This window comes from Microcoleus sp. B6-A1 (assembly GCF_036705085.1).
Classification (GTDB): Bacteria; Cyanobacteriota; Cyanobacteriia; order Cyanobacteriales; family Microcoleaceae; genus Microcoleus.
The window spans coordinates 61,346-84,793 of the sequence record NZ_JAUBTU010000001.1 but is presented as its reverse complement, the minus strand read 5'-3'; the positions used below and the strand labels follow the sequence as shown (position 1 = coordinate 84,793).

Here is a 23,448-nt window from a genome sequence, read left to right as displayed (position 1 = left end):
ATCGCACTCTATTAATTCTAATTGGTTATTTTGCCACTTCAAACAGCACAAACCGCTGGCTGCTGAGCTCCAACCTCAGTCTATGCCGATAAATTTCATATAGTGGACGCACGGGTGGTCAGAAACCGGGTTTTTTTGCCAAATACTTCGTTACAGCCCGCAAAAACCGCAAAAAACCCGGTTTCTTCGGCTTTAATGCGTCCACTCAACTTTTCTCCTGCTTCTCATCCGATGGCGGGGGCTGTTGTTTCATTTCCTTTTGGTGTTCTCTGGCTGCTTGCTCCAAAATGAATGCTGACAAGCTGCTGACTGAACGGCGTTCTTGACTTGCCCACTCTTCAAGGATGTCATAGATTCCATCGGCTAAATAGGTCGCTAAGCGTTTGGTCATCAGAGATTCATTATTTTTTAGTATAAGCCGATCGTAATTGTGCTGTATCTAGACCATCCTGTCGAGTTTGGCTCATTTAAAGCATTTATGTGTGCTATATCTATGCTATACTTTCAAAAAGTCAAAAGCCAGCGCTGAACTTTCGTCGGGCCCGCGCTGGCTGATGGTTCCCCAAATACAAGGAGACAATCCACATAAAAGGAGACAACTACTATGGTAAAGCCTGTGAGCGACGGCAGCGAATATAACCGCGGCTATCAACAAGCTTTGAATGATTTTGGCATCACGCAACTGCTGTCGGGTATCCGCAGCTACTCGGATGAGGATTTTGAGGCCGATCGCGCGCGCATGACTGGGCCAGAGATCGAAAGCTTTGCGGTGTTTCTGATTCTGCGCGTCGGGGCGAATCTCAAAGGAAGTACGATCGCCCGCTACCTCAACACTCTCAGAAAAGCAAATTCTCCGACGATCGCCGATCGCCCCGCGATCGAACTCAACTCAAATTCGCGAGGGAAAACACCTGAAAAGTCCAAGCAGGGCGATCGCACTTCTTGGGCGATCGTCCGCATTTTGCCGAATGCTGAGCACTATACGATCGCGCGTTTTGTCAATCGCCAAGATGCGGACGATCGGCGGAGGGCTTTGTGTCGGTTTATTCCAGGGGGTGTGTTTGAAGTTGTGTGCGATCGCACCTAATCAATAAACCTCTCCAATAATCATTGTGGAACAGGCCGGAAAGCCTGTTCAAGACTGGCAATTCTTGCGATGTCTAATAAACACAAATGACGGTGACAATTGTAGCGACTCCGCATTAACTCCGTCGGGGTTTTAACCCCAGCCTCATAGCAAAAGTCCTCGCTATGAGGACTATAAATGACAAATGACTCTTTCAGTCGTCTTCAGACGACTTCAGCTATGAGACAGGGGTTTCAACCCCTGGCGGGCATCGAGAGAATGAAACAGCCCTGATGATGTAGGGGGATATACAGTTCGATACAAACGAGATTTACAGATAACTTGACACCAATAAATACTGTTGTTTCCCGATCGCACATTTTCACCTAAACTCTCCCCCACAAAGCCAAGCCGCCGCCCCTTCCCCTAGCCGCAATTATCCCATCTTCTACCAGAAAATATGCAAAAAAAGCCTGCTTCCCCACACTCAAACTAAAAAATTCCGCCTCCCGCGCTTCTCCACCGCGAATAAATCCTTGATACACAGTTTTACCCAACAATTTCACCGTAATTCTGGTAAAATCAAAAGCTAAAATATTTTTATTAACCAAAAACTTAGTCGGCCCGGAAAGAGTTAGTTTGATCGCCCCAACTTGCACCGAATTCTCCACCCTGCCGATTTCGCTATCCGCTTCCCCTTCAGCAACAGGTTCTGCCGAATAAGCAATTTGAATTTTCGCAATCCACTGAGGGATGTAACGTCCCGCACCCAACACAATCCCCGCTTTTTGTCGAGTCTTTTTTGTGCCAGTGATAAAGCAGAGTTGCCAGTTGCCGATTAATTGCTCGAAAAAATAGCGAATTTTATTTTTTTTCGCGTTTTTCTCAGATTCTAGGAGGGCGGCGACTACAGCGTCGGGAGATGGTTTAGAATTAGATTGGGCAGCTTGTTCGAGAATAGATATATTTTCCATTTAATAATATACAGATTTGTATTTTAAGGGTAGTAGCTGAGTCTAGATCCCCCTAAATCCCCCTTAAGAAGGGGAGTAGGGGTTGACTTTGAATCCTTCTGAACCCGCCATTTTTAACAAGGACTTTGACTGCTTCTTGTCCCCCCCTTATTAAGGGGGGCTAGGGGGGATCGAGCCTACAGTCAACTGCTTGCTTCTTGTCCCCCCCTTGTGTTTTGGGGGGCTAGGGGCGATCGAGCCTACAGTTAAATGCCTAAGTCCTAAAGCTGCAAGACATTGATAATATTAGCTGAAGTAGCGGAGAAAAACATGGTTGCGATCGCGCCCACAGACACAGAAATCATCATCATCGGCAGCGGGATTGGCGGCTTGACTTGCGCTGCAATGCTTGCCCGCTATGGCTTTGAGGTTGTGGTTTGCGAAAGCCATTCGATCGCGGGCGGGGCCGCACACGGTTTTGAACGCGGCGGATTTAGCTTCGACTCCGGGCCCTCCCTGTACTCAGGATTATCCTACAGCCCGTCTGCCAATCCGCTGCGGCAAGTTTTGGATGCGATCGGCGAAAAACTCCCCTGCATCACCTACGATACCTGGGGTTGCTGTTTGCCAGAAGGCGATTTCGACACATCCGTTGGTGCGAGTCAATTTGGCGAAGTGCTCGCACGACTGCGCGGCGCCGAAGCAGTCGCCGAATGGCAGCAACTCCAGCGCATCATGGAACCCTACGCCAAAGCTGCCATAGCCTTGCCCTCCCTGGCTTTGCGCTTCGATTTGGGCGCTGTTTTTAGCCTCGGCAAATTTGCGCCGGCTTTCCTGCAAAGTGCTGGCGACGCGATCGCACTTGCAGGCCCTTTCAGCAAAATTATGGACAAAAATGTCAAAGATCCGTTTGTCCGAAATTGGCTGAATTTGTTGTGTTTCCTGCTGTCTGGACTTCCCGCAGACGGAACGATCGCAGCCGAAGTCGCTTTCATGTTCGCCGACTGGTATCGCCCCAATGCAGTTTTGGACTATCCGATCGGCGGTAGTGCAGCTTTGGTAAATGCCCTGGTACGCGGTTTAGAGCGCCACGGAGGGCAGTTGCTGCTAAATTCCCACGTTGCAGAGGTTTTGGTGGAAAACAACCGGGCTGCAGGCGTGCGGCTGCGATCGGGCAAAATTATTCGATCGCACAAAGCCGTCGTCTCCAACGCTTCCGTTTGGGATACCCTGAAACTGTTACCTGAAACCTCAGTCCCGCAAAGGTTTCGGCAACAGAGGCAGGCCACGCCCGAGTGCGACAGCTTCATGCACCTGCATCTGGGAATTGATGCTGCCGGAGTGCGATCGGACTTGGCTTGTCACTACATCTTCGTCAAAGACTGGGAAATGGGCGTTTGGGCCCCTCAGAACGTCGTTCTCGTCTCGATTCCCTCCCTCCTCGACCCCCACCTCGCGCCTCCGGGAAAGCACGTCATTCACGCATATACCCCCGGAAACGAGCCTTACGATTTGTGGCAAAAGCTCGATAGAACCAGCGAAGAGTACAAGCTGCAAAAACAAGCGCGCGCCGAGGTAATGTGGGAAGCCTTAGAGAGAATTATCCCCAATATTCGATCGCGCTGCGAAGTCACCTTAGTTGGGACACCCCTAACCCACGAACGGTTTTTGCGCCGCCATCGCGGTTCCTACGGGCCCGGAATTCGGGCGGGTAGCGGCTTGTTTCCCGGCCCGACAACGCCTTTAGCGGGGCTGTTTTGCTGCGGAGATTCGACGTTTCCGGGAATTGGTTTGCCGGCTGTTGCTGCTAGCGGTGCGATCGCAGCCAATACGATCGCACCTTTGGACAAACATTTGCAATTGATTCGGGAAGTTATTAGTTAGTTGTTATATCGATTCCGGTTGCACCGGAATGCTTGTTGACTGTTGACTGTTGACTGTTCACTGAGGACTGTTCACTGAGGACTAATGACTAATGACTAATGACTAATGACTAATGACTAATGATATCATTTCGGCGCAGCCGGAATTGATATTATTAGACATCTCCCATAATTATTGTGGAACAGGCATCGTGCCTGTTCAAAACCTGCTTTTTAGGAGATGTTTATTAGTTATTTGTTATATCAAATCCGCCCTTCATCGTCCTGTATTCATCTCTCTGTTCTCTGACTCTGCGTTCTCTGTGTTCTCTGCGGTTTAATCATTCCAATGCAACCGGAATTGAGATTATTTGTTAACGGAATTATTGAAGCGCTTTCCTAGCGAAGGACGCGAAGCAATAGCAAACAATAATTGTATATACAGCAGTTCTCAATAAAGTCAGGTATGCCCTATGCCCTATGCCCTATGCCCTATGCCCGCTTATCAAGCCTGCACCTCATGTTACTGAGAAAGGCTATAGTTAGTAAAATGTGACCGATATCTGTCAGCATAGAAATAGATACTTCGATCGCAAAGAGGCCACCGTGCAACCCGTAGACTTTACAACTTTAACCGCAGCTTGCAGCGAACTGCGAGCCCAATGGCTGCCAGCGCGCTTAGAACAAGTCTACCAGCGCGATCGATTTACCGTGTCCCTAGCCCTCCGCACCATGAAAGGGCGCGGCTGGATTGACCTTTCCTGGCATCCTGTGGCCGCCCGCATCTGCGTCGGCGACCCCCCGCCCCGCATTCCCGACACCTTCACCTTCAGCGAACAACTGCGGCACCAACTCAGCGGTTTAGCCTTAGTTTCCATCGCCCCTGTTTCATCCTGGGAAAGAGTCATCGACTTGCAATTCGCCAAACGCCCCGGCGAACCGGCCCTCTGGCACTTGTACGCCGAAATCATGGGCAAGTACAGCAACGTCATCCTCACCGCCCAAGACAACCTCGTTGTCACCTGCGCCCACCAAGTCAGCGCCAAACAGTCCACCGTCCGTCCCATCCAAACCGGGCAACCCTACGAAATGCCCCCGTCTTTGACCGATGCAGTGCCGAGTCTGAGCGAATCTCAAAACCGCTGGCAATCACGAATTAGCCTGGTTCCTGGGCAATTAAAGGGCAATCTGTTGAAGAATTACCGAGGGATGAGTAAAGCCTTAGTTTTGTCAATGATTCGATCGGCTTCTTTAGACCCCGAACAATCCACCGACAGCCTCAATCCCGACGAATGGCAGCAACTATTCCAGCGCTGGCTATACTGGCTGCAATGCCTAGAAAACTCCAAATTTCACCCGAGTTTTACCCCCGAAGGCTACACCGTCATCGATTGGCCGACACCAGAAAATGTAGGAGCGGTGTCGTGCCAGCCCTCTGATTCCTCCTTCCTGACATCCGTTAAATCCGTTACAGAATCCGTTGCCGAACTTCCTTCTTCGGTTCAAGAAATACTTAACAGCTACTACACAGGCGAAATCAATCAAGAAGTATTCGCCCAACTGCGGCATCAGCTTACCCAAAAACTCAACAACGTCCTAGCAAAACTGCGCCTCAAAGCCAACACATTTAAAGAACGCTTGCAGCAATCCGCAGACGCCGACACCCACAAATCCCAAGCCGACTTGCTGATGGCAAATTTGCAGCATTGGGAACCGGGAATGAAATCGATTTCTCTCCCCGACTTTGAAACCGAAAAACCAGTTATCATTTCCCTAAACCCGGAAAAAAACGCCGTTCAAAATGCTCAAGCCCTCTACAAAAAACACCAAAAACTTAAAAGAGCCCGCATTGCAGTAGAACCTTTGTTAGCCGCCGTACAGGAAGAAATCGACTATTTAGAACAAGTTGAAGTCGCACTTTCGGTATTGGAAACCTACCGCAACACCCAAGATTTGCAAACCCTCGCCGAAATCCGCGAAGAACTAATCCAGCAAAAATATCTAGACGTACCAGATTACCGCAGTACGGACAAAAATGCTGCGATCGAATTTCACCGCTACCAAACCCCCAGCGGCTTTGAATTATTAATCGGGCGCAACAATCGCCAAAATGACCAACTCACTTTTCGCACCGCCAACGACTACGACTTGTGGTTCCACACCCTAGAGATTCCCGGAAGCCACGCTTTGCTGCGTCTCAAACCCGGTACTGTGGCTGAAGAAACCGATTTGCAATTTGCCGCTGACATGACTGCTTACTACAGTCGCGCCCGCCACAGCGAACAAGTCCCCGTGGTTTATACAGAACCGAAATATGTATACAAGCCGAAAGGTGCTAAACCGGGTATGGTTGTATACAAGCAGGAGCGAATTGTCTGGGGTAGACCGCAGCAAGCTCCGGCTTGATTTATATAAAGTGAGTGAGTAATAGGGTTGATCGGCGTTTTTAGGCAAAATTACAGGTTTGGTAGCGATAAACCTAGCAAGAAACCGGGTTTTTGAAGCCGGGTTAGATTATACAAAGTGACCGAGAGTGCGATCGCCCCCTAATATCAAATCCGGTAGCATCGGAATTATTCATCTCTGTATTCTCTCCCTCTGCGTTCTCTGCGCCCTCTGCGGTTAAATCATTCCGATGCAACCGGAAACGATATCAGAATTTATATTCGTCTGTAATGTAAAGTATTATTACAAAAAATTAAATTTTGTTGTTAAAATACCACTTAAGAGAGATGATATTTGTTTGAGAACCCTTTGCAAAGAAACGTGCAACTTGGGTTTCCTCACTGTGAGAAAAACACTGTGGGAACACAACGGATTTAACTATTTGTGCAGACCAGCTTTAGCTAAAGCTGGTCGTTTCTGTTTAAACATTAAACCCCAGCTCGGACAATTTTAGATTGGCGATTTTAGACTTTAGATTAAAACTGCCAATCTAAAATCTAAAATCTAAAATCTAAAATCGGTGTGGGCTGCTCCTAGAAAGTAAACGTCGTTCTGACAACCCCAATCACCAAATCAGAATTATTCTTATTGTGGTCAGGAGCAGTCAGCCAAATCAGACCAGGAGTGATAGAAATATTATCGCTCAACTTAAACTGATAAAAACCTTCTACGTGCAGCGAAGTATCCTTATCTTCCGGCAAAGTCCGATTAGTAGAATTCGTCACCTGCGGCTCCATACCTACCAAAATCCCCGCCACATTTCCTTCTTTCAACAAATCGGGAAAAGCCAAAGTAACTGCCCAGTTCCAGACTTTTTGATCCCCCCGCTGCACAGAACCCGTAGGAGTAGCCAAGTTGGATAAAATGCGCTGGTTGGTGTAACCCGCCCAACCGCCAATTGCAAATCTCCGATTCAACTGCCACGAAGCTTGCGCGCCGTAGGAATTGCTAGAAATCGGGAGAGTGGTATCGCTGTCGAACCCGAAGGAACCGAGACGCTGCGGAAAATTAGAAGCATTGCTGCCGGTATTGGTAATTAAGTTGTAGGAATTAACGTAAGTTAAACCTAAAGCAATGCTGTCGCTCGGTGTAAAAGTCAACTGAGCCAAACCGCCGTAAGAACCATTAAACAAACCATTTCCCCGCGTCGGGTTGGCAGCATTGCCGGCCAAATATCCCAAACTCAGCTCCAGTTTTTCCCCAAACTGATGCCGCAGAGCGATGCCAGAACCACCAAGCAAATAGTAAATTGGGTTGCGAGTACCGAAGTTAGAAAGAGCGCCGTAGCTGCCGTCTCCGTCAAAGTAAGGGTTGACAGTGTTGGTAAAATCGTCAGCAGCGCCGGCGTTGGCTTCTAGAATTACAGTAGTGCTTTTGCCGATAGGGAATTGGTAAAGCAGCGCATCTAAAGCTACTATATTGTTAGCCTCGCCAAAAGGCCCGACATTAAACCGCAATTCCCCTTCAGCAGTTTTCGTATTATTAGTAGAAAACGCACCCAGATTCAAAACTTGCAGTCGAGTTCTGAGCAAATCTTCTCCAGAAAAACTCGTGTCAAAATTGATACGAACCCTGCTGCCAAAAGCCGTGGTTTTATCAGCTTCGCGGCCCTCGGCATCATCTCCCCTGGCGATACCCGCCAAACCAAATATCACTTCGCCGTTGAGTTTAGTCGTAGTTGAAAACTGATTTGCTTCTAATTCAGAGGCGCGCGCTTCCAAAGCATCGACGCGGCCGCGCAAAGTTGCCAATTCCGCCGCAAATTCTTCTTGCAACCTTTGCACAGAAGCCAAATCTTCTCGCGTCGCCAGATTTCTGGAACCGCCTTGAATCAGCTCGCTAACTTTATCCAAACACGCATTTAAACCCGCTGCAAACTCGTAGCGAGTCATCGCCCGGTTGCCACGAAAAGTGCCGTCAGGATAGCCAGCTATGCACCCGTAGCGCTCTACTAGGGATTGCAAAGCTTGGAATGCCCAATCGGTTGGTCGAACGTCGGAAAGTTGAGAAACTGAGGTTACTTGGCCGGCCGCATCTTGGCTGCTACTGTCTTCGGCGCTGTATTGGTTGAGTTGTTCTAAAACATTAGACTGTGCTTGAGGTTGGGCACTTGAATCAGTGGATTGCGAAATCTGAGCGGGCTGTGCGACGGATTTTTCCGCGTTTAAATTAGCCGGTGCAGCGGCGGGTTGCGTTTCGCTTAAGTTTGCGGGCGCGACTGCGGGGATTTGCTCCGCGACAGGTTGTTCGGCACTTAAATTTGCGGGCGCTACTGCGGGTTTGGTTTCGCCTAAATCTGCTGCTGCAACTTCCGGTGCTTTTGCTTGTTCGGCAACTGGCGCAATCAAATCGTTAGTGAAGCCCTCGTAGAGGTTCGCACTTTCTTTCTCAATAGTATCAACAGTCGATTTGCTAGCTAGTGAGGCTGGTTCGGCTGTCTCAGGCTTTGCGGTCTCAGACTTGGCTGCCTCGGTTGCAGCACCTGCTAATTGCAATTTATCAGCTTGAGCTGCCGTGGCAATTTCTAAAGGTTGCTCTGCTGCTAGCGCCGTCGCAGATACGACTAAACTTGCTGCCAATACAGCGGGACTAACTAAAAGTCCCTTCCACAAAAATTTGGACATTTTTTCCTCACACCACATTGAGCCGATCGCCCGTTCCGAAGATTTAGCCGATCGCAAATCACCTTTAGTATTCCGCCTAATAGTATTTCTTGTCAACAATCGGGGAAATCACTGCCGAAGAGTGCAGTTTTGCTGTGGTTGATTTGACAAAAACCCCGTTTATTCCCAAAATCCTTGGTTTGACTCACCGAAGAGCACCATTCTCGCTTAACAGGCTTTTCGGCCTGTTCCACAAGAAAATTCACTCTTTGTGGAACAGGCCGAAAAGCCTGTTCCTAAACAAATAATTGAGAATGGTGCAACATCTCAGTTTAAAGATACCTACCTAGAAACCTGGTTGATGCCCCGATATTGCGTAAGTGATCCCTCAGTAAGATTAATATTGACAGAACTGGCGCTAACACATCGTTCGATCGGCTACAAATACAAGTGAAAAAACTCAAATACGCCCTAGTTCACGAATGGTTGACGCCCTTAGCTACTGGCGGTTCAGAACTCGTAGTACAGGAAATCCTCAAACACGTAGACGAGGCAGATGTCTATGCCCTCATCGACTTTGAATCAGCCAATCCCGAAAGCTATCTTTTCGGGCGACAGATTGGCACAACATTTTTGCAGCACTTTCCCAAGGCCCGCAGCGGCGTCCAAAAATATTTGCCATTTCTGCCGATCGCGATCGAACAACTAGATCTGCGAGAATACGACATCATCCTCTCATCATCCCATGCCGTCGCCAAAGGCATCCTCAGCAGTCCCCAGCAAATGCACGTCTGCTACTGCCACACGCCCATGCGCTACGCTTGGGACTTAACTTTTGACTATTTGCGTAGCAGCAAAGCCGGACGGGGCATCCAGGGTCTGCTGACGCGATATTTGTTGCATCGACTGCGGCAGTGGGACGTAATTTCCGCCAATCGCGTTGATTATTTCATCGCTAACTCTCAACACACTGCGCGCCGAATTTGGCGATGCTATCGGCGGCGGGCCCAGGTGATTTATCCCCCGGTAAATATCGAGCGATTTTCCTTGATGCGGCAAAAACAAGACTTTTACGTCACCGTTTGTCGGTTGGTAAGTTACAAAAACGTAAGTGCGATCGTCCAAGCATTCAATCAACTAGGGCATACTCTCATTGTCATCGGCACCGGGCCAGAATTAGAAATGATTCGGCTTCTCGCCAAACCCAACGTGCAAGTGCTCGGCTGGCAGCCCGCCTCCATAGTTGAAAAGTACATGGCAGAGGCGAAAGCCTTTGTCTATGCAGCTTGCGAAGATTTTGGCATAGCTTTGGTAGAGGCTCAAGCTTGCGGAACACCGGTAATTTCCTATGCAGCAGGGGGCGCTTTGGAGACAGTGCTCGACATTCGCCAACACCCAGAGACAGGGACTGGTTTATTTTTTTCCTCGCAAACCGCAGCAGCATTAGTCGAAGCTGTCGAGGAATTTGAGCAGTTGCAAGGCAAATTTGAGCCAGAAATCAGCAGGTTGCGCGCTGAACAGTTTGCCCCCGAAGTCTTTGGGCAGCGCTATCTAGCTTTTGTTGAACGCTGCTATCAGGAATTTCAATCCCGTGATTTTACCCAGTCAGGGGCTTGAGAGTACCAGATCCCGATAACGGGAGAATCTTCCTTCTGCCTTTGTATATAGCGGTTCTCAAAAAAGTGAGGTATGCCCTATGCCCTATGCCCTATGCCCACGGAACCCTATGCCCTATGCCCACGGAGCCCTATGCCGGATAGTACCTCATATGAGAGCTCGAAAGGCTATAAGTGCCTTCAGAAGACCTCTACATCAGTGCCTTGTGCCTTCTTCCTTCTGCCGCCAGAAGCCCTCTTCCTACTTCCTTCTGCCTTTTGAAGCCTTCTGAAGGCAGAAAATTGAGTATTGGCAACATAATTGAGAGAACAAAGCGTCTTGAGGCTTTATGATCAGGACTGTGTGTGGTGTGAAGTGAAGGAGTAAGATGACTGCCGACAGCCAACTAATCTCCGGCAAGGTAATTCGAGCGATCGCAAGACGCGGTTTTGGGTCTGTCCTGCAAGGAGATAGACGCATAAGTCGTTCTCTACAGAGCCTCGACGGAGAACTTTTCAAGCGGTTATTTGACATCCTGTTTTCCTTATCGGTTCTGATCCTGTTTGCTCCGGTTTACCTGCTTTTGGCTTTCTTAATCGCCTTAAGCTCGCCCGGCCCTATTTTTTACGTACAGGAACGAGTAGGCAAAAACCGTAAAAGGTTTTATTGCCTGAAATTCAGAACGATGGTGGAAAATGCGGACGATATATTGCTGGAAATCATGGAAAATTCTCCGCATTTGCGTCAAGAGTTTGAGGACAATTTCAAGCTGAAACAAGACCCTCGAATTACCTGGATTGGAAGATTTTTACGAATGACCAGTTTAGACGAGTTTCCCCAGTTTTGGAATGTTTTAAAAGGAGATATGAGTGTCGTCGGACCGAGACCTTTAGTTGAAGAAGAACTGCCGAGATACGGCAGTCACATCAACAAAATTCTCACCATAAGACCTGGAATTACAGGCTTGTGGCAAGTGTCTGGTCGCAACGACATTCCCTATCCCCGCCGAGTCCAAATCGACCTCTATTACGCAAATGACAAAAACCTTTGGATGGATATGTGGATTGTTTTCAAAACAATTGGAGTTGTGATTTTTCCCAAAAATAACGGCGCATACTAATTTTTGTCCGCAGTCAGCAATCGGTAGTTAGTTTTATTTGTTACTGACCACTGATGCTGACTACTGACAATCAGCGACAAACTCTTTGTCAAAACTAAACAGTTCCTGGATGCCGATCGCAGAATTGTGAGCTTAACTAAAGGGGAAAATAGTTAAATAAACCTACCTCTTATTCATCGAGAAAGATCAGTTCTTCTAGATAGACTACTTTAGGTTTAGGTGTTAAACTTAACTCTATAACCTTTGGCTTAAGGGGGATAGCCTACTTATCTTGGGATAGCCCACTACCCAACAGCGTAGGAAGTAAACTTCAACTAGCTTTAGGTAACTAAAGTTAAGTTTGAGTAAGTTTTATAAAGCAGTTTGAGAATACGACCGGCAGGGAGCAACAGCCTCTGCCAAAAAATTTATTGTGAATTAACACAGCCTGTCAAAGGAAAATCAGATGACCCAACGTAAGCGAGCGCTAATAACAGGTATTACAGGTCAAGACGGCTCCTACTTGAGCGAATTACTGTTAGAAAAAGGATATGAAGTTCACGGCATTATCCGGCGCAGTTCTAGTTTCAATACCGATCGAATTGACCACATCTATGTCGATCCTCACAGCGAGGGTGCGCGCCTGTTTTTACACTACGGCGACTTGACGGACGGCACCACTCTCCGCCGGATATTGGAAGAAGTTCAGCCGGTAGAAATTTATAACTTAGGCGCTCAATCTCACGTTCGAGTCAGTTTTGACTCGCCGGAATATACGGTTGACACAGTAGGGATGGGAGTATTGCGGCTGCTAGAAGCAATTCGGGACTATCAGCACCGCACCGGCATAGAAGTGCGGTTCTATCAAGCAGGTTCTTCGGAAATGTTTGGTTTGGTGCAGGAAGTTCCGCAGAAGGAAACAACTCCTTTTTATCCCAGAAGTCCTTACGCCTGCGCCAAAGTTTACGGGCACTGGCAAACAATAAATTATCGCGAATCTTACGGACTTTTTGCCTGCAATGGCATCTTGTTCAATCACGAATCTCCGCGCCGTGGCGAAACTTTTGTAACTCGCAAAATTACTCGCGCCGTGGCCAGAATAGTCGCCGGCAAGCAGAAAAAGATTTACTTGGGCAATCTCGATTCTAAGCGGGACTGGGGCTATGCTAAAGACTACGTGCGGGCGATGTGGCTGATGCTGCAACAAGACAAACCTGACGATTATGTCATTGCTACCAACGAGACCCATTCCATTAAGGAATTTCTCGATTTGGCTTTTACTTACGTCAATTTAGATTGGCAAAAATATGTGGAGTTTGACGAACGCTACTTGCGGCCGGCAGAAGTCGAACTGTTGATAGGCGATTCGACTAAGGCGCGCCAGCAATTAAATTGGGAACCTTCTGTAACTTTTCAGGAGTTAGTGCATTTAATGGTAGATGCTGACATGAAAGCTTTAGAGGAGCAAGGTCGAGGTTCGGGCAACGGATTTGATTAAGTCGCTAAACCAAGCCGTCAGTGGGAACAATTTGTAGGGGTAGGGCCCCGTGTCTACCCCTTTGGCGAAAGGCGCGCACCGGGGGATAGCCCCTGCACACACTTCACAACTGATCGGAGGATTGTTACAGGTATTAGCGTAGCGCGATCGGCATTCAAAGAACCAGCTTAATTGCTCGCAAAATTTTCGGCTGTGCGGGCTAAAAAAAACATTAAAATGATAGTTGAGGACTCGCGGCCCCTATATCTAACTTTCGGGTGTGCACGGCGCAAATTGTCCCTATCTGCAGCAGCTAAAACAAATTTGTGGGCAACCTCATCCTGTAGCTGAAAGCTTTTTTTGCTAAAGCAACAATTTTAGAATTGAAATTGTCGATCGACCTTTATTCAAAATCCCGAGGCTAAAATTATGACAAGCTTGGATGTAAGCAGCAAACGCATTCTAGTCACGGGCGGCGCCGGTTTCTTGGGCCGTCAGGTAATCGACCAGCTAGTGAAAGCAGGGGCCGATGCTGATAAAATTTCTGTAAGTCGATCGCGCGACTGCGACCTCCGCGTTATGGAAAACTGCAAGCGCGCCGCCGACCAACAAGATATCATCATTCACCTCGCCGCCCACGTCGGCGGCATCGGCTTAAACCTAGTCAAACCCGCTGAATTATTTTACGACAATTTGATGATGGGCGCGCAACTAATCCACGCCGCCTACGAAGCAGGAGTCGAAAAATTTGTCTGCGTCGGCACGATTTGCGCTTATCCCAACTTGACCCCAGTTCCTTTCAAAGAAGATGACCTGTGGAACGGCTATCCAGAGGTAACTAACGCACCTTACGGAATTGCCAAAAAAGCCTTATTAGTGCAACTGCAATCCTACCGCCAGCAATACGGATTCAACGGTATCTACTTGCTACCAGTAAATTTGTATGGCCCAGAAGATAACTTTGACCCAAAAAGTTCCCACGTTATCCCCGCATTAATTCGCAAAGTCCACGAAGCGCAAGAAAGGGGAGACAAAACACTGCCAGTTTGGGGCGACGGCAGCCCCAGCCGCGAGTTTTTGTATTCTACAGATGCCGCGCGGGGAATTGTGATGGCAACCCAAGATTACAGTGAATCTGACCCGGTTAATTTGGGAACGAATAGCGAAGTTAAAATTCGCGATTTAGTGGAAACGATTTGCGAATTGATGGGATTTGAGGGAGAAATTGTTTGGGAAACAGACAAACCGAACGGTCAGCCGCGCCGCTGTTTGGATACGGAAAGGGCTAAGGAAAAGTTTGGTTTTGTTGCGGAGGTGAAGTTTAAGGATGGGTTGAAAAATACCATTGATTGGTATCGAAAACACGCAGTTTGAGTGTGGAAAACCCGGTTTCTTCAAGAAACCGGGTTTTTTTAGGAATAATATTATTTCCGGTCGATTACCCCTAATACGGTAGGGGCGGGTTCACGAAAAATATCTGCCAATAATTGACAATCTCAAAAACCCGCCCTTTTAATCGCTCGATCGTACATGATATAATACTAAATGCGGGTGAGAAACCTCATTTATAAGAGTCGGCGATTGCCACCTATCCTACACAAACCAGTCCGCCTTCTGGCACTAAGAAATTATACAAATTTGGGTGATAATTCACTGACAATAGTCGGCAGTGAAAACCGCTATTACACTTGCCTCTTGTCGTCGCAGAGGGGAACTAAGAAATCATACCAATCGAGCGGCATCAGGGGCAGGTTCTCCGGTTCAAATTACTTTTGCAATAGGTTTAGTGTTCAAGATATGATAATTTCTTGGGAATTGGCGTGGGAAGTTTTTAATGTCGTAACAGTGCCAAATTTTTACAATCTGACAAAAAAGCTGGTGGGGTGACAACCCCGCCAGCCGTTCAATACGTCGTTTTATTGGGTTTGGGTGGTTTGCCACGAGAACCGCTGGTTTTTTTTACAAACATTCTCCCTGGGTATCCCAAGGAATGTTGGCGAAAAAAACCCTGAGTTTCTCCAGATTTATGATAATCTGTTCAATTCGTTCTTTTGACTGGGTATCAGTTGAAGTAATTTCGTGCAGATGCTTGAGATACTGTTTGCATTTTGCTTCAACTGCGTCGGCACCTTTATCAAAGGCTGTGGCTGTCTCTTGCCAATACTGGTCGATTCCTCCTAAGAATTTATCAACAACACCCTGTTTTTTGAATTGTTGGTGAATTTCTTTTGCTAACCGCTTCTGCCAAGCTTCCGTAAATAAACTCCACACAAAAGAAGCCACTCCAGCAGCTAAACCGATCCCTAGAACTATTGGGCCACCAATCGCAGCTACGAAAGAAATTACTGTTGCCGTGCCACCACCGATACTAATACCAAGTGCTGACAAAAGACTGACTAATTTCGCTACTAAGATATAGCTGCCAAGATTGCCAAGGCCTGCTGCCCAAGCGGCTAAGGCACCATAAGTACCTAAACCTGCTATCCCACCAAGAAAAGCTCCTTTTGTATCGAAGGGAATAGATACTACTATTCCATCTTTGTTGGGAAGTTTAGGCACTGGGTATTTTTCTAGAAAAGCGTCAATCTCAGCCTTGAGTTTTTCAGAATTGACACTAATCCGATTTTCTAAATGACTTTGCAGCAGATCGACTAAATAACCGGGAGCGTATTCTTGAGCCTCTTTCTGTTTGTCGTATCTCTGGCGAATCATTTGTTCTATAAACTCTACATCGATCTTTTTTGCCGCATAGGTCTGAAATGATTGGCGGGTATCTTTCTCTAATTCCTTAATTTGTTTGCTCACTTGACTGCGTTTTTGCCGCATTTCTCGCTGACGTTCTGGTTCATTTTTTTCCGCTTTGTCAAGATCCTTTCGATACTCCTCTATTTTGGCAACAGTTGTTTGATATTGCTCAATCGAGTTAGCGTATTCTTGTTTTTTGTCCTTTTTGACGGCATTGATTTCGCGGTCGATACGAGAGATGACTGGTTTAGGAAGAGTCTCGCAGAGGAGTTGAGTTAAATCATCAAAGAGACGCTGACAGCGATCCGGCTTTTCTGACCAGAAAGTGAAGAAACGCTTTTGCACATCTTCCTTGGTAATATCCCGCTTTGTTAGCTTCCGACGAAACTCTATAGCAGTTTCATCAAGTTCTTTATACAGTCTGGCTGAAGCTTTATTGAGAATTTTGGGAAGCTCATCGTCAGGGATACTCGGATCTGCGTGTGTCGCCACAATAAAGAAATTGCCTAGCGTCGGAAAGTCGTTGCACTCATTCTCTGGGGTCGGCAACAAACGCAGCAAATTCCGAAGCCGCACCATATCTTGACCATTGATGTGACCCTTGGCAGGAGAAGCATAAAGCAAGACATTAGCAATCTTGGTGGCACTATTAGCTTTCTCAACATCCTTTGATACTTCATCTTGTTTATCAGAGTAACCGGGAAGGTCAATCAGGTTACACCCTCTTAACAAAGGAGCATCTACATAAACTATAGCTGTATGTCCGCCGTCATTGCTGTCGTCAGAGTCATCATATTGGTGTACGCCATATTTTTCTAGCAGGTCAAAGGAGCCGAATTGCAAAAAATGCTTCTGACAACGCTCCCTATCCTCTAAATATAGGAAGTCAAAATTTAGCTTGCCGTTTTCATCTTGCCAAAATTTCTCATCAATAATGCCCACGTTTCCATCAAACCATTCGGGGCGACTTTCCACATGACAAACAATGGTAATGACTCTTGTTGCAGGCTGATAGCCTGTTGGCAATACTTTTTGGCCTAAAAGAGTATTAGCAAGATAGGATTTGCCAGAGTCAAAGGCTCCTGTCAAGACAACATTTGGTTTTTGGTAATACTGGTTAATTTGTTCTTGCAGAGCGTTAGGTTTACGTAGTTCCGTTGGCAATTCTAGCCAAGGTAAAAAAGAATTTTCATCGATATACTGATTAAGTAAATTTAGTCGGCGATAAAGTTCAGCGTAGGGACTGCCTGGTTCAATTCCTGGGAGTGGAGGTATTTCCTGTGACATGGCAGTTGCCATGTCTTCACCTAATATTAGCAGCCATTTTACTGCCATTCCCATCGGAACTTGTGCAGGGAACTGCTCATAATGTCTAACCTGATCTACAGAAATTCCGATCCCGGTGGCAACTGATTCTTGACTGATACCTTTTTGTTCCCGATAGCGTCTAAAATTAATGTTCATAGCATTCTGCTACCCGCTAGTTTAATCCACAGGAAGTTATTTGTTTTTTATAATTATCTTCTAATTATGAATTTATCGGAGTCATAAAATGTCAAATTTTATCAGCAATTGAGACGATCGCTCTGTCAGAAAACGTCAGATTGTGTCATCTTTGTCAGAAAATGTCATAAAAAATATGATAAAATAGGCAAAACTTTCACGCCTACCTGACTAATGAACGTTCAAGAAGTCTTGAGATTTGCCGATGACATGGTTTTCGCCAAGACGGGAGAACATTTGGAGGATCTGCAAAAAGCTATCCTGCTGGGTGTATGGAAAGGTCAAAGATACTCTAAAATTGCAGAAGAATCTCACTGCACAGAAGGTCATGTCAGAAATGTCGCATCGGAATTATGGCAACTACTCTCAGATGTATTAGGTGAAAATGTCAATAAATTAAATTTTAGGTCGGCATTGGAGAGGTCGCAATTTGCCTACTTTTCAAATTATGGAAAAAATTCTTTACAGATTGGTAATGTAAATGTCTGTAAGGAACCCCACGCTTAAAAGCGGGGGCTTTTGGGAAGTCCGGCTCGTTCCGAGCGGTTCAAGAAGAAAGCTCGAACCTTACCAGAGACAGGATTAGACCTCCGTTTTTTGAGTCATGATACCGGAGAATGCGACGCTAGTTTTCCGCTCTATCGCCAAAAGTTAAACAGGCTTAACGGGGTTAAACCAGTGCTTTTGACACAACAAGCTCATAAAACATTCTCGAAGCGAACTTTACCCAGCAATGGAGGACTTTATGTCTAATTTCGTTTTTGTACTTGATACCCAAAAACGACCGCTCAATCCAATCCGCCCAGGAATGGCTCGTAAATTGCTAACCACTGGCAAAGCTGCTGTTTTCAAAAGGTATCCATTCACGCTAATTCTCAAAGTAGAGGTAACGGTATCCCAACAACCCATCACTCTTAAAATAGATCCTGGCTCCAAAACCACGGGCATTGCATTAGTCGAAGGAGAAAACGTAATCTTTGGTGCAGAACTAACTCACCGAGGTCAATCAATTAAAGCCTGTTTGGAGTCTCGCCGTTCACTGCGTAGAGGCAGGAGAAATCGCCATACTCGTTATCGAAAGGCTAGATTTCTAAATAGAACTTGCCCTAAAGGATGGCTGGCTCCAAGCTTGCAACATCGTGTCGAAACAATCCTGACATGGGTAACTAGATTAATGAAAGTCGCTCCCATTAGTTCTATTGCTCAAGAACTTGTGCGATTCGACTTACAACGACTAGAAAATCCAGAAATTAGTGGACTGGAGTACCAGCAAGGCGTTTTATGTGGTTACGAAATCCGCGAATACTTGTTGAATAAATGGGATAGGAAGTGCGCGTATTGTGGAGTTACGGATACACCGCTACAAGTCGAACACATTCATCCCAAAGCCAAAGGCGGATCTAATCGTATTTCTAATCTTTGCCTTGCTTGCGAAAATTGTAATACTCGGAAGGGAACTCAAGATATTGAGCAATTCCTCTCCAAAAAGCCAGAGATTTTGAAGCGAATTCTATCTCAAGCAAAGCGGTCTTTAAAAGACGCAGCAGCAGTCAATTCAACTCGCTGGGCGTTATTTAACCGACTTCGTATGAATGGCTTGCTTGTTTCTACAGGCAGTGGTGGTCTAACAAAGTTCAACCGCACTCGATTAAATTTAGCTAAAACTTACTGGTTAGATGCTGCTTGTGTAGGCAAAGTCGAAGAATTAAAAGTGCTGACTTCTCAACCGCTGCTAATTAAGGCAGCAGGACACGGTACTCGACAAATGTGCGGCACAGATAAGTTTGGCTTCCCAATTCGTCACAAGTCGAGAAAGCAAATCCATTTCGGTTTTCAAACTGGCGATATTGTCAGCGCTACCGTCACAGCAGGCAAGAAGGTCGGCACCTATGTGGGACGAATTCTTTGCCGCGCATCCGGTTCGTTCGACATCGCCACAACGACGGGAAGAGTAGCAGGAATTAGTCATAAATATTGCAAATCTATTCACAAAAAAGATGGCTATTCCTATGGATTTTAATTCAAGGCGACTGAAGTCGCAGCCGCTTTCCTCCCCATGTCTAAAGCCAGGGGCTTCTCGCTCGTTTTCTGGTGATAATAGTTTGCAAGCTCCCGAAATCCCAAAAACCCGATCGCCCTCAACCCCCACCTCAGACACCTCCCAACCCCCAACCAGACTAGACTTAGCAGACGCACCTCATATTTCATCATTGTCCGATCGCACATCCGAACTCGCCACCCTGGAAAAATGGATCGTCCAAGAAAAGTGCACCCTCGCAACAATATCAGGACTCAGCGGTATCGGCAAAACCGCACTTTCCCTCCACCTCATTCAAAAAATTCAGCATAACTTTCAATACGTCATCTGGCGAAGTCTCCGCCACTCCCCACCCTTAGAAACAACCCTAAAAAATCTCCTAAAATTTCTTTTAAATCAACCCGAAATCGAACTCCCTACCAACTTTCCCGATGGACTTTCCCTGTTAATGGAATATCTGCGAAAAAACCGCTGTCTCATTATCCTCGACGACGTGCAAACCATTCTCAGCAGCGGACAACTAGCAGGAAATTACCGCCCAGAATGCGAAAGCTACAGCATCTTCTTCAGACAAATCGGAGAAACAACCCACAACAGTTGTTTAATTCTCAATAGTTGGGAACCACCCAGAGAAATTACCGCGTTAAAAGGAGAAAATTCACCAGTTCGCAGCTTACAACTCAAAGGCATAGGTGCAGCAGCAGCCGAAATTTTCCGACAAAAAAGTTTACTCAATCCCGAAACATGGGAAAACCTAATTAACACCTACCGAGGCAATCCATTGTGGTTGAAAATAGTCGCCACCACGATTCAGGAAATATTCCGAGGCCGGGTTGCAGATTTTTTGAAATATGATATGCTATTCTTAGGGGAAGAATTGGCAGCAACATTGCACCCGCAGATAAATCGTTTGTCAGAATTAGAGAAAAAGCTAATCTCCCAGCTCAGTCGCGAAGCAAATTTAGTTTCAATAGAGCAATTGCTACAAGATGCCGATTTCTCGCCCTCAGACTTATTCGACGGGCTGCAATCTTTGGGGAGGCGATCGTTCGTTGAAATAGAAGAACAGGAGAATGAAACGCTATTCAATCTTTGTCCTGTGGTGAGACAATATGTAATATCAAATCCAGTTTGTTGATACTTTCCCACAGTCCGACAGTCCGGCAGGGGTTCAAACCCCTGCCTCAAAGCTAAAGTCGGTTAAAACTGATATGTTGCACCATTCTCAATTACTTGTTTAGGAACAGGCAAGATGCCTGTTCCACAAGAAAATTCACTCTTTGTGGAACGGGCATCTTGCCCGTTCTTGAGAATGGTGCAAGATGTGAGTTAAAACCGACTACAGAGTGTAATGAAAATGCCATTAATTGTAGTCCTCTTTTAGAGGACTTTCGCTGTGAGACAGGGGTTTTTAACCCCTGTCGAACTGGAAGTCAAACGAGAGATTCGATCGCAAATATGAATACTGCTGAACCTTCATTAACTAAAACTGAATTAAGAAAATCGCTCCTCAACACTCGCAAATCCCTATCAGCACAAGAATGGAGACAAAAGAGCACGAGCCTCTGCAATCACCTGCAAAACTCGCCCCTATTCACCCAAGCAAAAACAATTCTCGCCTACTTCAGTTGTCGCCAAGAACCAGATTTAAGTCCCCTATTTACATCTTCTGTGGAGGAGGAATCTTGCCTGCTCAATTCTGGAGACAGGCAAGATGCCTGTCCCACAAATGCCATTCCCACCCCTAAAAAATGGGGATTTCCCCGCTGTGTCGGCAAAGAGCTATCCTGGCACATCTGGCAGCCCGGAGATGCTTTACATACTGGAGCTTATGGCATACTCGAACCACTGCCGGATGCTCCTAAAATAGACCACTCAGAAGTAGATTTAATGCTCGTACCCTCAGTAGGCTGCGATGTTCGCGGCTATCGCTTGGGCTACGGCGGTGGCTATTACGATCGAATGCTCAGTTTAGCTGAGTGGGAATCAAAAGTTACGATCGCCACAATCTTTGAATTTGCCTTGCTGGCCCAACTACCCGTTGACTCCTGGGACAAACCGCTGCGCGGAATGTGCACGGAAAGTGGGTTAAAAATAATACAGCAAAAATCTTAAAGGTCGATCGAACAATAAATTTTCAGAAATTATCCCTAGATCCATGTTTATATATATTCTATTTAGGACTTGCACAAGTCTTTTTGAATCTAGAATCTAAAACCTAAAATCTAAAATACTATGGCCCAGCGCTACGTTCGAGTTAAAACAACACAAGGACACATCCATTACGGTTTACTGCAACTGGGCCACAGCGTTCAAGTATTTGATGCACCGCCCTGGTTAAAAGGACAACCAACCGATTTGGAACTTTCACCAGATACTTACCAAATTCTCGCCCCGTGCTCTCCCTCAAAAATTGTAGCCGTCGGCAAAAATTATGTCGATCACGCCGCCGAGATGGGAACCCCAGTACCGGAAGAACCCCTGCTGTTTTTCAAGCCTCCGAGTGCTGTCATCCCTGCAGGTGCAGCGATTCGCTATCCGCAGCAGTCGGAAAGGGTAGATTACGAGGGAGAATTGGCCCTGGTAATTGGCGAACATTGTACCAACTGCACTCCCGAACAAGCACACAGCAAAATTTGGGGCTATACCATCGCCAATGACGTAACAGCCAGAGATTTGCAAAAGCGGGACAACCAGTGGGCGAGGGCCAAAGGGTTCGATACTTTTTGTCCCTTGGGGCCTTGGATTGTCCGCGAATTGAGTCCTGCTGCACAATTGCAGACTTTTGTCAATGAGAGCGATCGACCCGTACAGTCATCCCAGATCGATCGCATGGTATTTTCGCCAGACTTTCTCGTCTCCTACATCAGTCAAGTAATGACCCTAATTCCAGGCGATGTGATACTGACTGGAACGCCACAAGGAGTAGGGCCGCTACAAATAGGCGATCGAGTCCGCATCGAAATTGAAGGCATCGGCAGTCTTGAAAATACTGTCACTCATTAGTTATGGGTTATTTGTGAGGACACGGCGAAAGCCTTTGTCCCTACGGGGAGGGCTTGGAATCTGCTGTATAATATCAATTAGCCCGTCAATTTTCACCAACTTTGAAATAGGATCATTCGCCCATGCAACTCGAAGACTATTTTGACTTTCAGCGGCCAGATGATATTCGGGTCAAAGGGACGCGAATCGGCATTGAAACTGTTCTATATGATTTCATTCATCGCGCGCGCACTCCTGAACAAATTGCTCAAACTTATCCATCTCTTAACTTGGAACAAGTTTATGCTACTATCCTTTACTATCTGCACAATAAAGAAGCCGTTAGTAACTACATTGCTGATTGGTTGGAGTGGAGCCATCAGCAACTGAAAGCACAAGAACTTAACCCTCCACTTGGTATTGTTAGACTGCAAAAACTGAGCTCGGAAAAAAAAATCCCAACAAATCATCAATGAGTCTCAATTATCTGTTGGATGAAAATGTAGATCCTACCTATAAAGCTGAAATCCTTACAGGCAATCCAAATTTGATAATTTGGTGTGTAGGCGAACCAGAAGCTCCGAGTCGGGGAACTTTAGATCCAGAAATTATTAAATGGTGTGAGGAATATAACTTTATATTGGTGACGAATAATCGTAAATCCATGCCCGTGCATTTGACAGACCATTTGGCTGAAGGTCATCATATTCCGGGCATTTTTATCCTCAATTCCAAGTTGAGTATTGGACAAAATATTCGGCAATTAATTTTTATTGCTGAGGCATCTTTTAATGATGAATATCAAGATCCAATAGTTCATCTGCGAGAGATTGTTTGAATAATTTTGTCTCATTGATAAGTAGAAGGAATAAGGAAGTTCGGCAACGGATTTTGTAACGGATGTAACGGATGTAACGGATTGACCGCAGAAGGTAGAAGGTAGAAGCTAGAAGAGAAATAAAGGGGGTATGTTACCAGGATTTGGTATAAACCCTATGATTTTCCCGATCGGCAAAATGAACGATTTGGCGAGGCTACAGTCAACGCCCTATCGAGATTTCACCTCAGTTTGACAA

General features: G+C 46.4%; 18 protein-coding genes. 14 read left to right on the top strand and 4 right to left on the bottom strand.

Annotated elements, in window-relative coordinates; genetic code table 11:
• Nucleotides 1-205: 205 nt before the first annotated feature.
• Complete coding sequence (locus tag QUB11_RS00300) at nucleotides 206-391, bottom strand: ribbon-helix-helix domain-containing protein (RefSeq protein WP_333190835.1); 186 nt, start codon at nucleotides 389-391, stop codon at nucleotides 206-208.
• A 213-nt stretch (nucleotides 392-604) separates the two neighbouring features.
• Between QUB11_RS00300 and QUB11_RS00295 the strand changes: the two genes are divergently transcribed.
• On the top strand, nucleotides 605-1,087 hold the full coding sequence (locus tag QUB11_RS00295; protein ID WP_333198702.1) for a hypothetical protein: 483 nt from the start codon (nucleotides 605-607) through the stop codon (nucleotides 1,085-1,087).
• A gap of 365 nt (nucleotides 1,088-1,452) precedes the next feature.
• Here QUB11_RS00295 and QUB11_RS00290 read toward each other — a convergent pair whose 3' ends face one another.
• A complete protein-coding gene (locus QUB11_RS00290; RefSeq protein ID WP_333153093.1) occupies nucleotides 1,453-2,040 on the bottom strand; it encodes a hypothetical protein in 588 nt (195 codons plus the stop codon).
• Nucleotides 2,041-2,349: 309 nt separating this feature from the next.
• On the opposite strand from QUB11_RS00290, the gene QUB11_RS00285 reads away from it, so the two are divergent.
• Both QUB11_RS00285 and QUB11_RS00280 read left to right on the top strand, forming a co-directional pair.
• Complete coding sequence (locus tag QUB11_RS00285) at nucleotides 2,350-3,903, top strand: NAD(P)/FAD-dependent oxidoreductase (protein ID WP_333198993.1); 1,554 nt, start codon at nucleotides 2,350-2,352, stop codon at nucleotides 3,901-3,903.
• 584 nt (nucleotides 3,904-4,487) lie between these two features.
• On the top strand, nucleotides 4,488-6,287 hold the full coding sequence (locus tag QUB11_RS00280; RefSeq protein WP_333198990.1) for an NFACT RNA binding domain-containing protein: 1,800 nt from the start codon (nucleotides 4,488-4,490) through the stop codon (nucleotides 6,285-6,287).
• Between the two features lie 572 nt (nucleotides 6,288-6,859).
• Here QUB11_RS00280 and QUB11_RS00275 read toward each other — a convergent pair.
• Nucleotides 6,860-8,950 (bottom strand): iron uptake porin, encoded by a 2,091-nt coding sequence (locus QUB11_RS00275; RefSeq protein ID WP_333198988.1) that lies wholly within the window; start codon nucleotides 8,948-8,950, stop codon nucleotides 6,860-6,862.
• A gap of 429 nt (nucleotides 8,951-9,379) precedes the next feature.
• Between QUB11_RS00275 and QUB11_RS00270 the strand changes: the two genes are divergently transcribed.
• From QUB11_RS00270 to QUB11_RS00255, 4 genes are all read left to right on the top strand, one after another.
• Nucleotides 9,380-10,546, top strand: a complete 1,167-nt coding sequence (locus QUB11_RS00270; RefSeq protein WP_333198700.1) for a glycosyltransferase — start codon at nucleotides 9,380-9,382, stop codon at nucleotides 10,544-10,546.
• Between the two features lie 367 nt (nucleotides 10,547-10,913).
• Nucleotides 10,914-11,645, top strand: coding sequence for a sugar transferase (locus tag QUB11_RS00265; RefSeq protein ID WP_333076234.1), 732 nt, complete (start codon nucleotides 10,914-10,916; stop codon nucleotides 11,643-11,645).
• A 445-nt stretch (nucleotides 11,646-12,090) separates the two neighbouring features.
• Nucleotides 12,091-13,122, top strand: a complete 1,032-nt coding sequence (gmd, locus tag QUB11_RS00260; protein ID WP_333054667.1) for a GDP-mannose 4,6-dehydratase — start codon at nucleotides 12,091-12,093, stop codon at nucleotides 13,120-13,122.
• A 408-nt stretch (nucleotides 13,123-13,530) separates the two neighbouring features.
• Complete coding sequence (locus QUB11_RS00255) at nucleotides 13,531-14,475, top strand: GDP-L-fucose synthase (protein ID WP_333198697.1); 945 nt, start codon at nucleotides 13,531-13,533, stop codon at nucleotides 14,473-14,475.
• A 585-nt stretch (nucleotides 14,476-15,060) separates the two neighbouring features.
• Here QUB11_RS00255 and QUB11_RS00250 read toward each other — a convergent pair.
• Nucleotides 15,061-17,310 (bottom strand): dynamin family protein, encoded by a 2,250-nt coding sequence (locus QUB11_RS00250; protein ID WP_333198695.1) that lies wholly within the window; start codon nucleotides 17,308-17,310, stop codon nucleotides 15,061-15,063.
• 213 nt (nucleotides 17,311-17,523) lie between these two features.
• Between QUB11_RS00250 and QUB11_RS00245 the strand changes: the two genes are divergently transcribed.
• From QUB11_RS00245 to QUB11_RS00215, 7 genes are all read left to right on the top strand, one after another.
• A complete protein-coding gene (locus QUB11_RS00245; RefSeq protein ID WP_333198693.1) occupies nucleotides 17,524-17,856 on the top strand; it encodes a hypothetical protein in 333 nt (110 codons plus the stop codon).
• Between the two features lie 238 nt (nucleotides 17,857-18,094).
• Nucleotides 18,095-19,369, top strand: coding sequence for an RNA-guided endonuclease IscB (gene iscB, locus QUB11_RS00240; RefSeq protein WP_333198691.1), 1,275 nt, complete (start codon nucleotides 18,095-18,097; stop codon nucleotides 19,367-19,369).
• Complete coding sequence (locus QUB11_RS00235; RefSeq protein ID WP_333389385.1) at nucleotides 19,347-20,525, top strand: ATP-binding protein; 1,179 nt, start codon at nucleotides 19,347-19,349, stop codon at nucleotides 20,523-20,525. The genes iscB and QUB11_RS00235 overlap by 23 nt, the downstream gene beginning before the upstream one ends.
• A 320-nt stretch (nucleotides 20,526-20,845) precedes the next feature.
• Entirely contained in the window at nucleotides 20,846-21,502 is a 657-nt protein-coding gene (locus tag QUB11_RS00230; protein WP_333198687.1) for a 5-formyltetrahydrofolate cyclo-ligase, read from the top strand.
• A 120-nt stretch (nucleotides 21,503-21,622) separates the two neighbouring features.
• The gene (locus QUB11_RS00225) at nucleotides 21,623-22,393 is read left to right on the top strand and encodes a fumarylacetoacetate hydrolase family protein (RefSeq protein ID WP_333198685.1); all 771 of its coding nucleotides are present in this window, start codon (nucleotides 21,623-21,625) and stop codon (nucleotides 22,391-22,393) included.
• Between the two features lie 122 nt (nucleotides 22,394-22,515).
• Complete coding sequence (locus QUB11_RS00220; protein WP_333198683.1) at nucleotides 22,516-22,848, top strand: DUF433 domain-containing protein; 333 nt, start codon at nucleotides 22,516-22,518, stop codon at nucleotides 22,846-22,848.
• Nucleotides 22,845-23,210: a hypothetical protein gene (locus QUB11_RS00215; RefSeq protein WP_333198682.1), complete on the top strand. Its 366-nt coding sequence runs from the start codon at nucleotides 22,845-22,847 to the stop codon at nucleotides 23,208-23,210. The genes QUB11_RS00220 and QUB11_RS00215 overlap by 4 nt, the downstream gene beginning before the upstream one ends.
• Nucleotides 23,211-23,448: the final 238 nt, after the last annotated feature.

Coding starts and splice junctions, on each gene's coding strand:
- QUB11_RS00300 (WP_333190835.1), bottom strand. CDS start 391: ATGACCAAACGCTTAGCGACCTATTTAGCCGATGGAATCTATGACATC.
- QUB11_RS00295 (WP_333198702.1), top strand. CDS start 605: ATGGTAAAGCCTGTGAGCGACGGCAGCGAATATAACCGCGGCTATCAA.
- QUB11_RS00290 (WP_333153093.1), bottom strand. CDS start 2,040: ATGGAAAATATATCTATTCTCGAACAAGCTGCCCAATCTAATTCTAAA.
- QUB11_RS00285 (WP_333198993.1), top strand. CDS start 2,350: ATGGTTGCGATCGCGCCCACAGACACAGAAATCATCATCATCGGCAGC.
- QUB11_RS00275 (WP_333198988.1), bottom strand. CDS start 8,950: ATGTCCAAATTTTTGTGGAAGGGACTTTTAGTTAGTCCCGCTGTATTG.
- QUB11_RS00265 (WP_333076234.1), top strand. CDS start 10,914: ATGACTGCCGACAGCCAACTAATCTCCGGCAAGGTAATTCGAGCGATC.
- gmd (WP_333054667.1), top strand. CDS start 12,091: ATGACCCAACGTAAGCGAGCGCTAATAACAGGTATTACAGGTCAAGAC.
- QUB11_RS00255 (WP_333198697.1), top strand. CDS start 13,531: ATGACAAGCTTGGATGTAAGCAGCAAACGCATTCTAGTCACGGGCGGC.
- QUB11_RS00250 (WP_333198695.1), bottom strand. CDS start 17,310: ATGAACATTAATTTTAGACGCTATCGGGAACAAAAAGGTATCAGTCAA.
- QUB11_RS00245 (WP_333198693.1), top strand. CDS start 17,524: ATGAACGTTCAAGAAGTCTTGAGATTTGCCGATGACATGGTTTTCGCC.
- iscB (WP_333198691.1), top strand. CDS start 18,095: ATGTCTAATTTCGTTTTTGTACTTGATACCCAAAAACGACCGCTCAAT.
- QUB11_RS00235 (WP_333389385.1), top strand. CDS start 19,347: ATGGCTATTCCTATGGATTTTAATTCAAGGCGACTGAAGTCGCAGCCG.
- QUB11_RS00230 (WP_333198687.1), top strand. CDS start 20,846: ATGAATACTGCTGAACCTTCATTAACTAAAACTGAATTAAGAAAATCG.
- QUB11_RS00225 (WP_333198685.1), top strand. CDS start 21,623: ATGGCCCAGCGCTACGTTCGAGTTAAAACAACACAAGGACACATCCAT.
- QUB11_RS00220 (WP_333198683.1), top strand. CDS start 22,516: ATGCAACTCGAAGACTATTTTGACTTTCAGCGGCCAGATGATATTCGG.
- QUB11_RS00215 (WP_333198682.1), top strand. CDS start 22,845: ATGAGTCTCAATTATCTGTTGGATGAAAATGTAGATCCTACCTATAAA.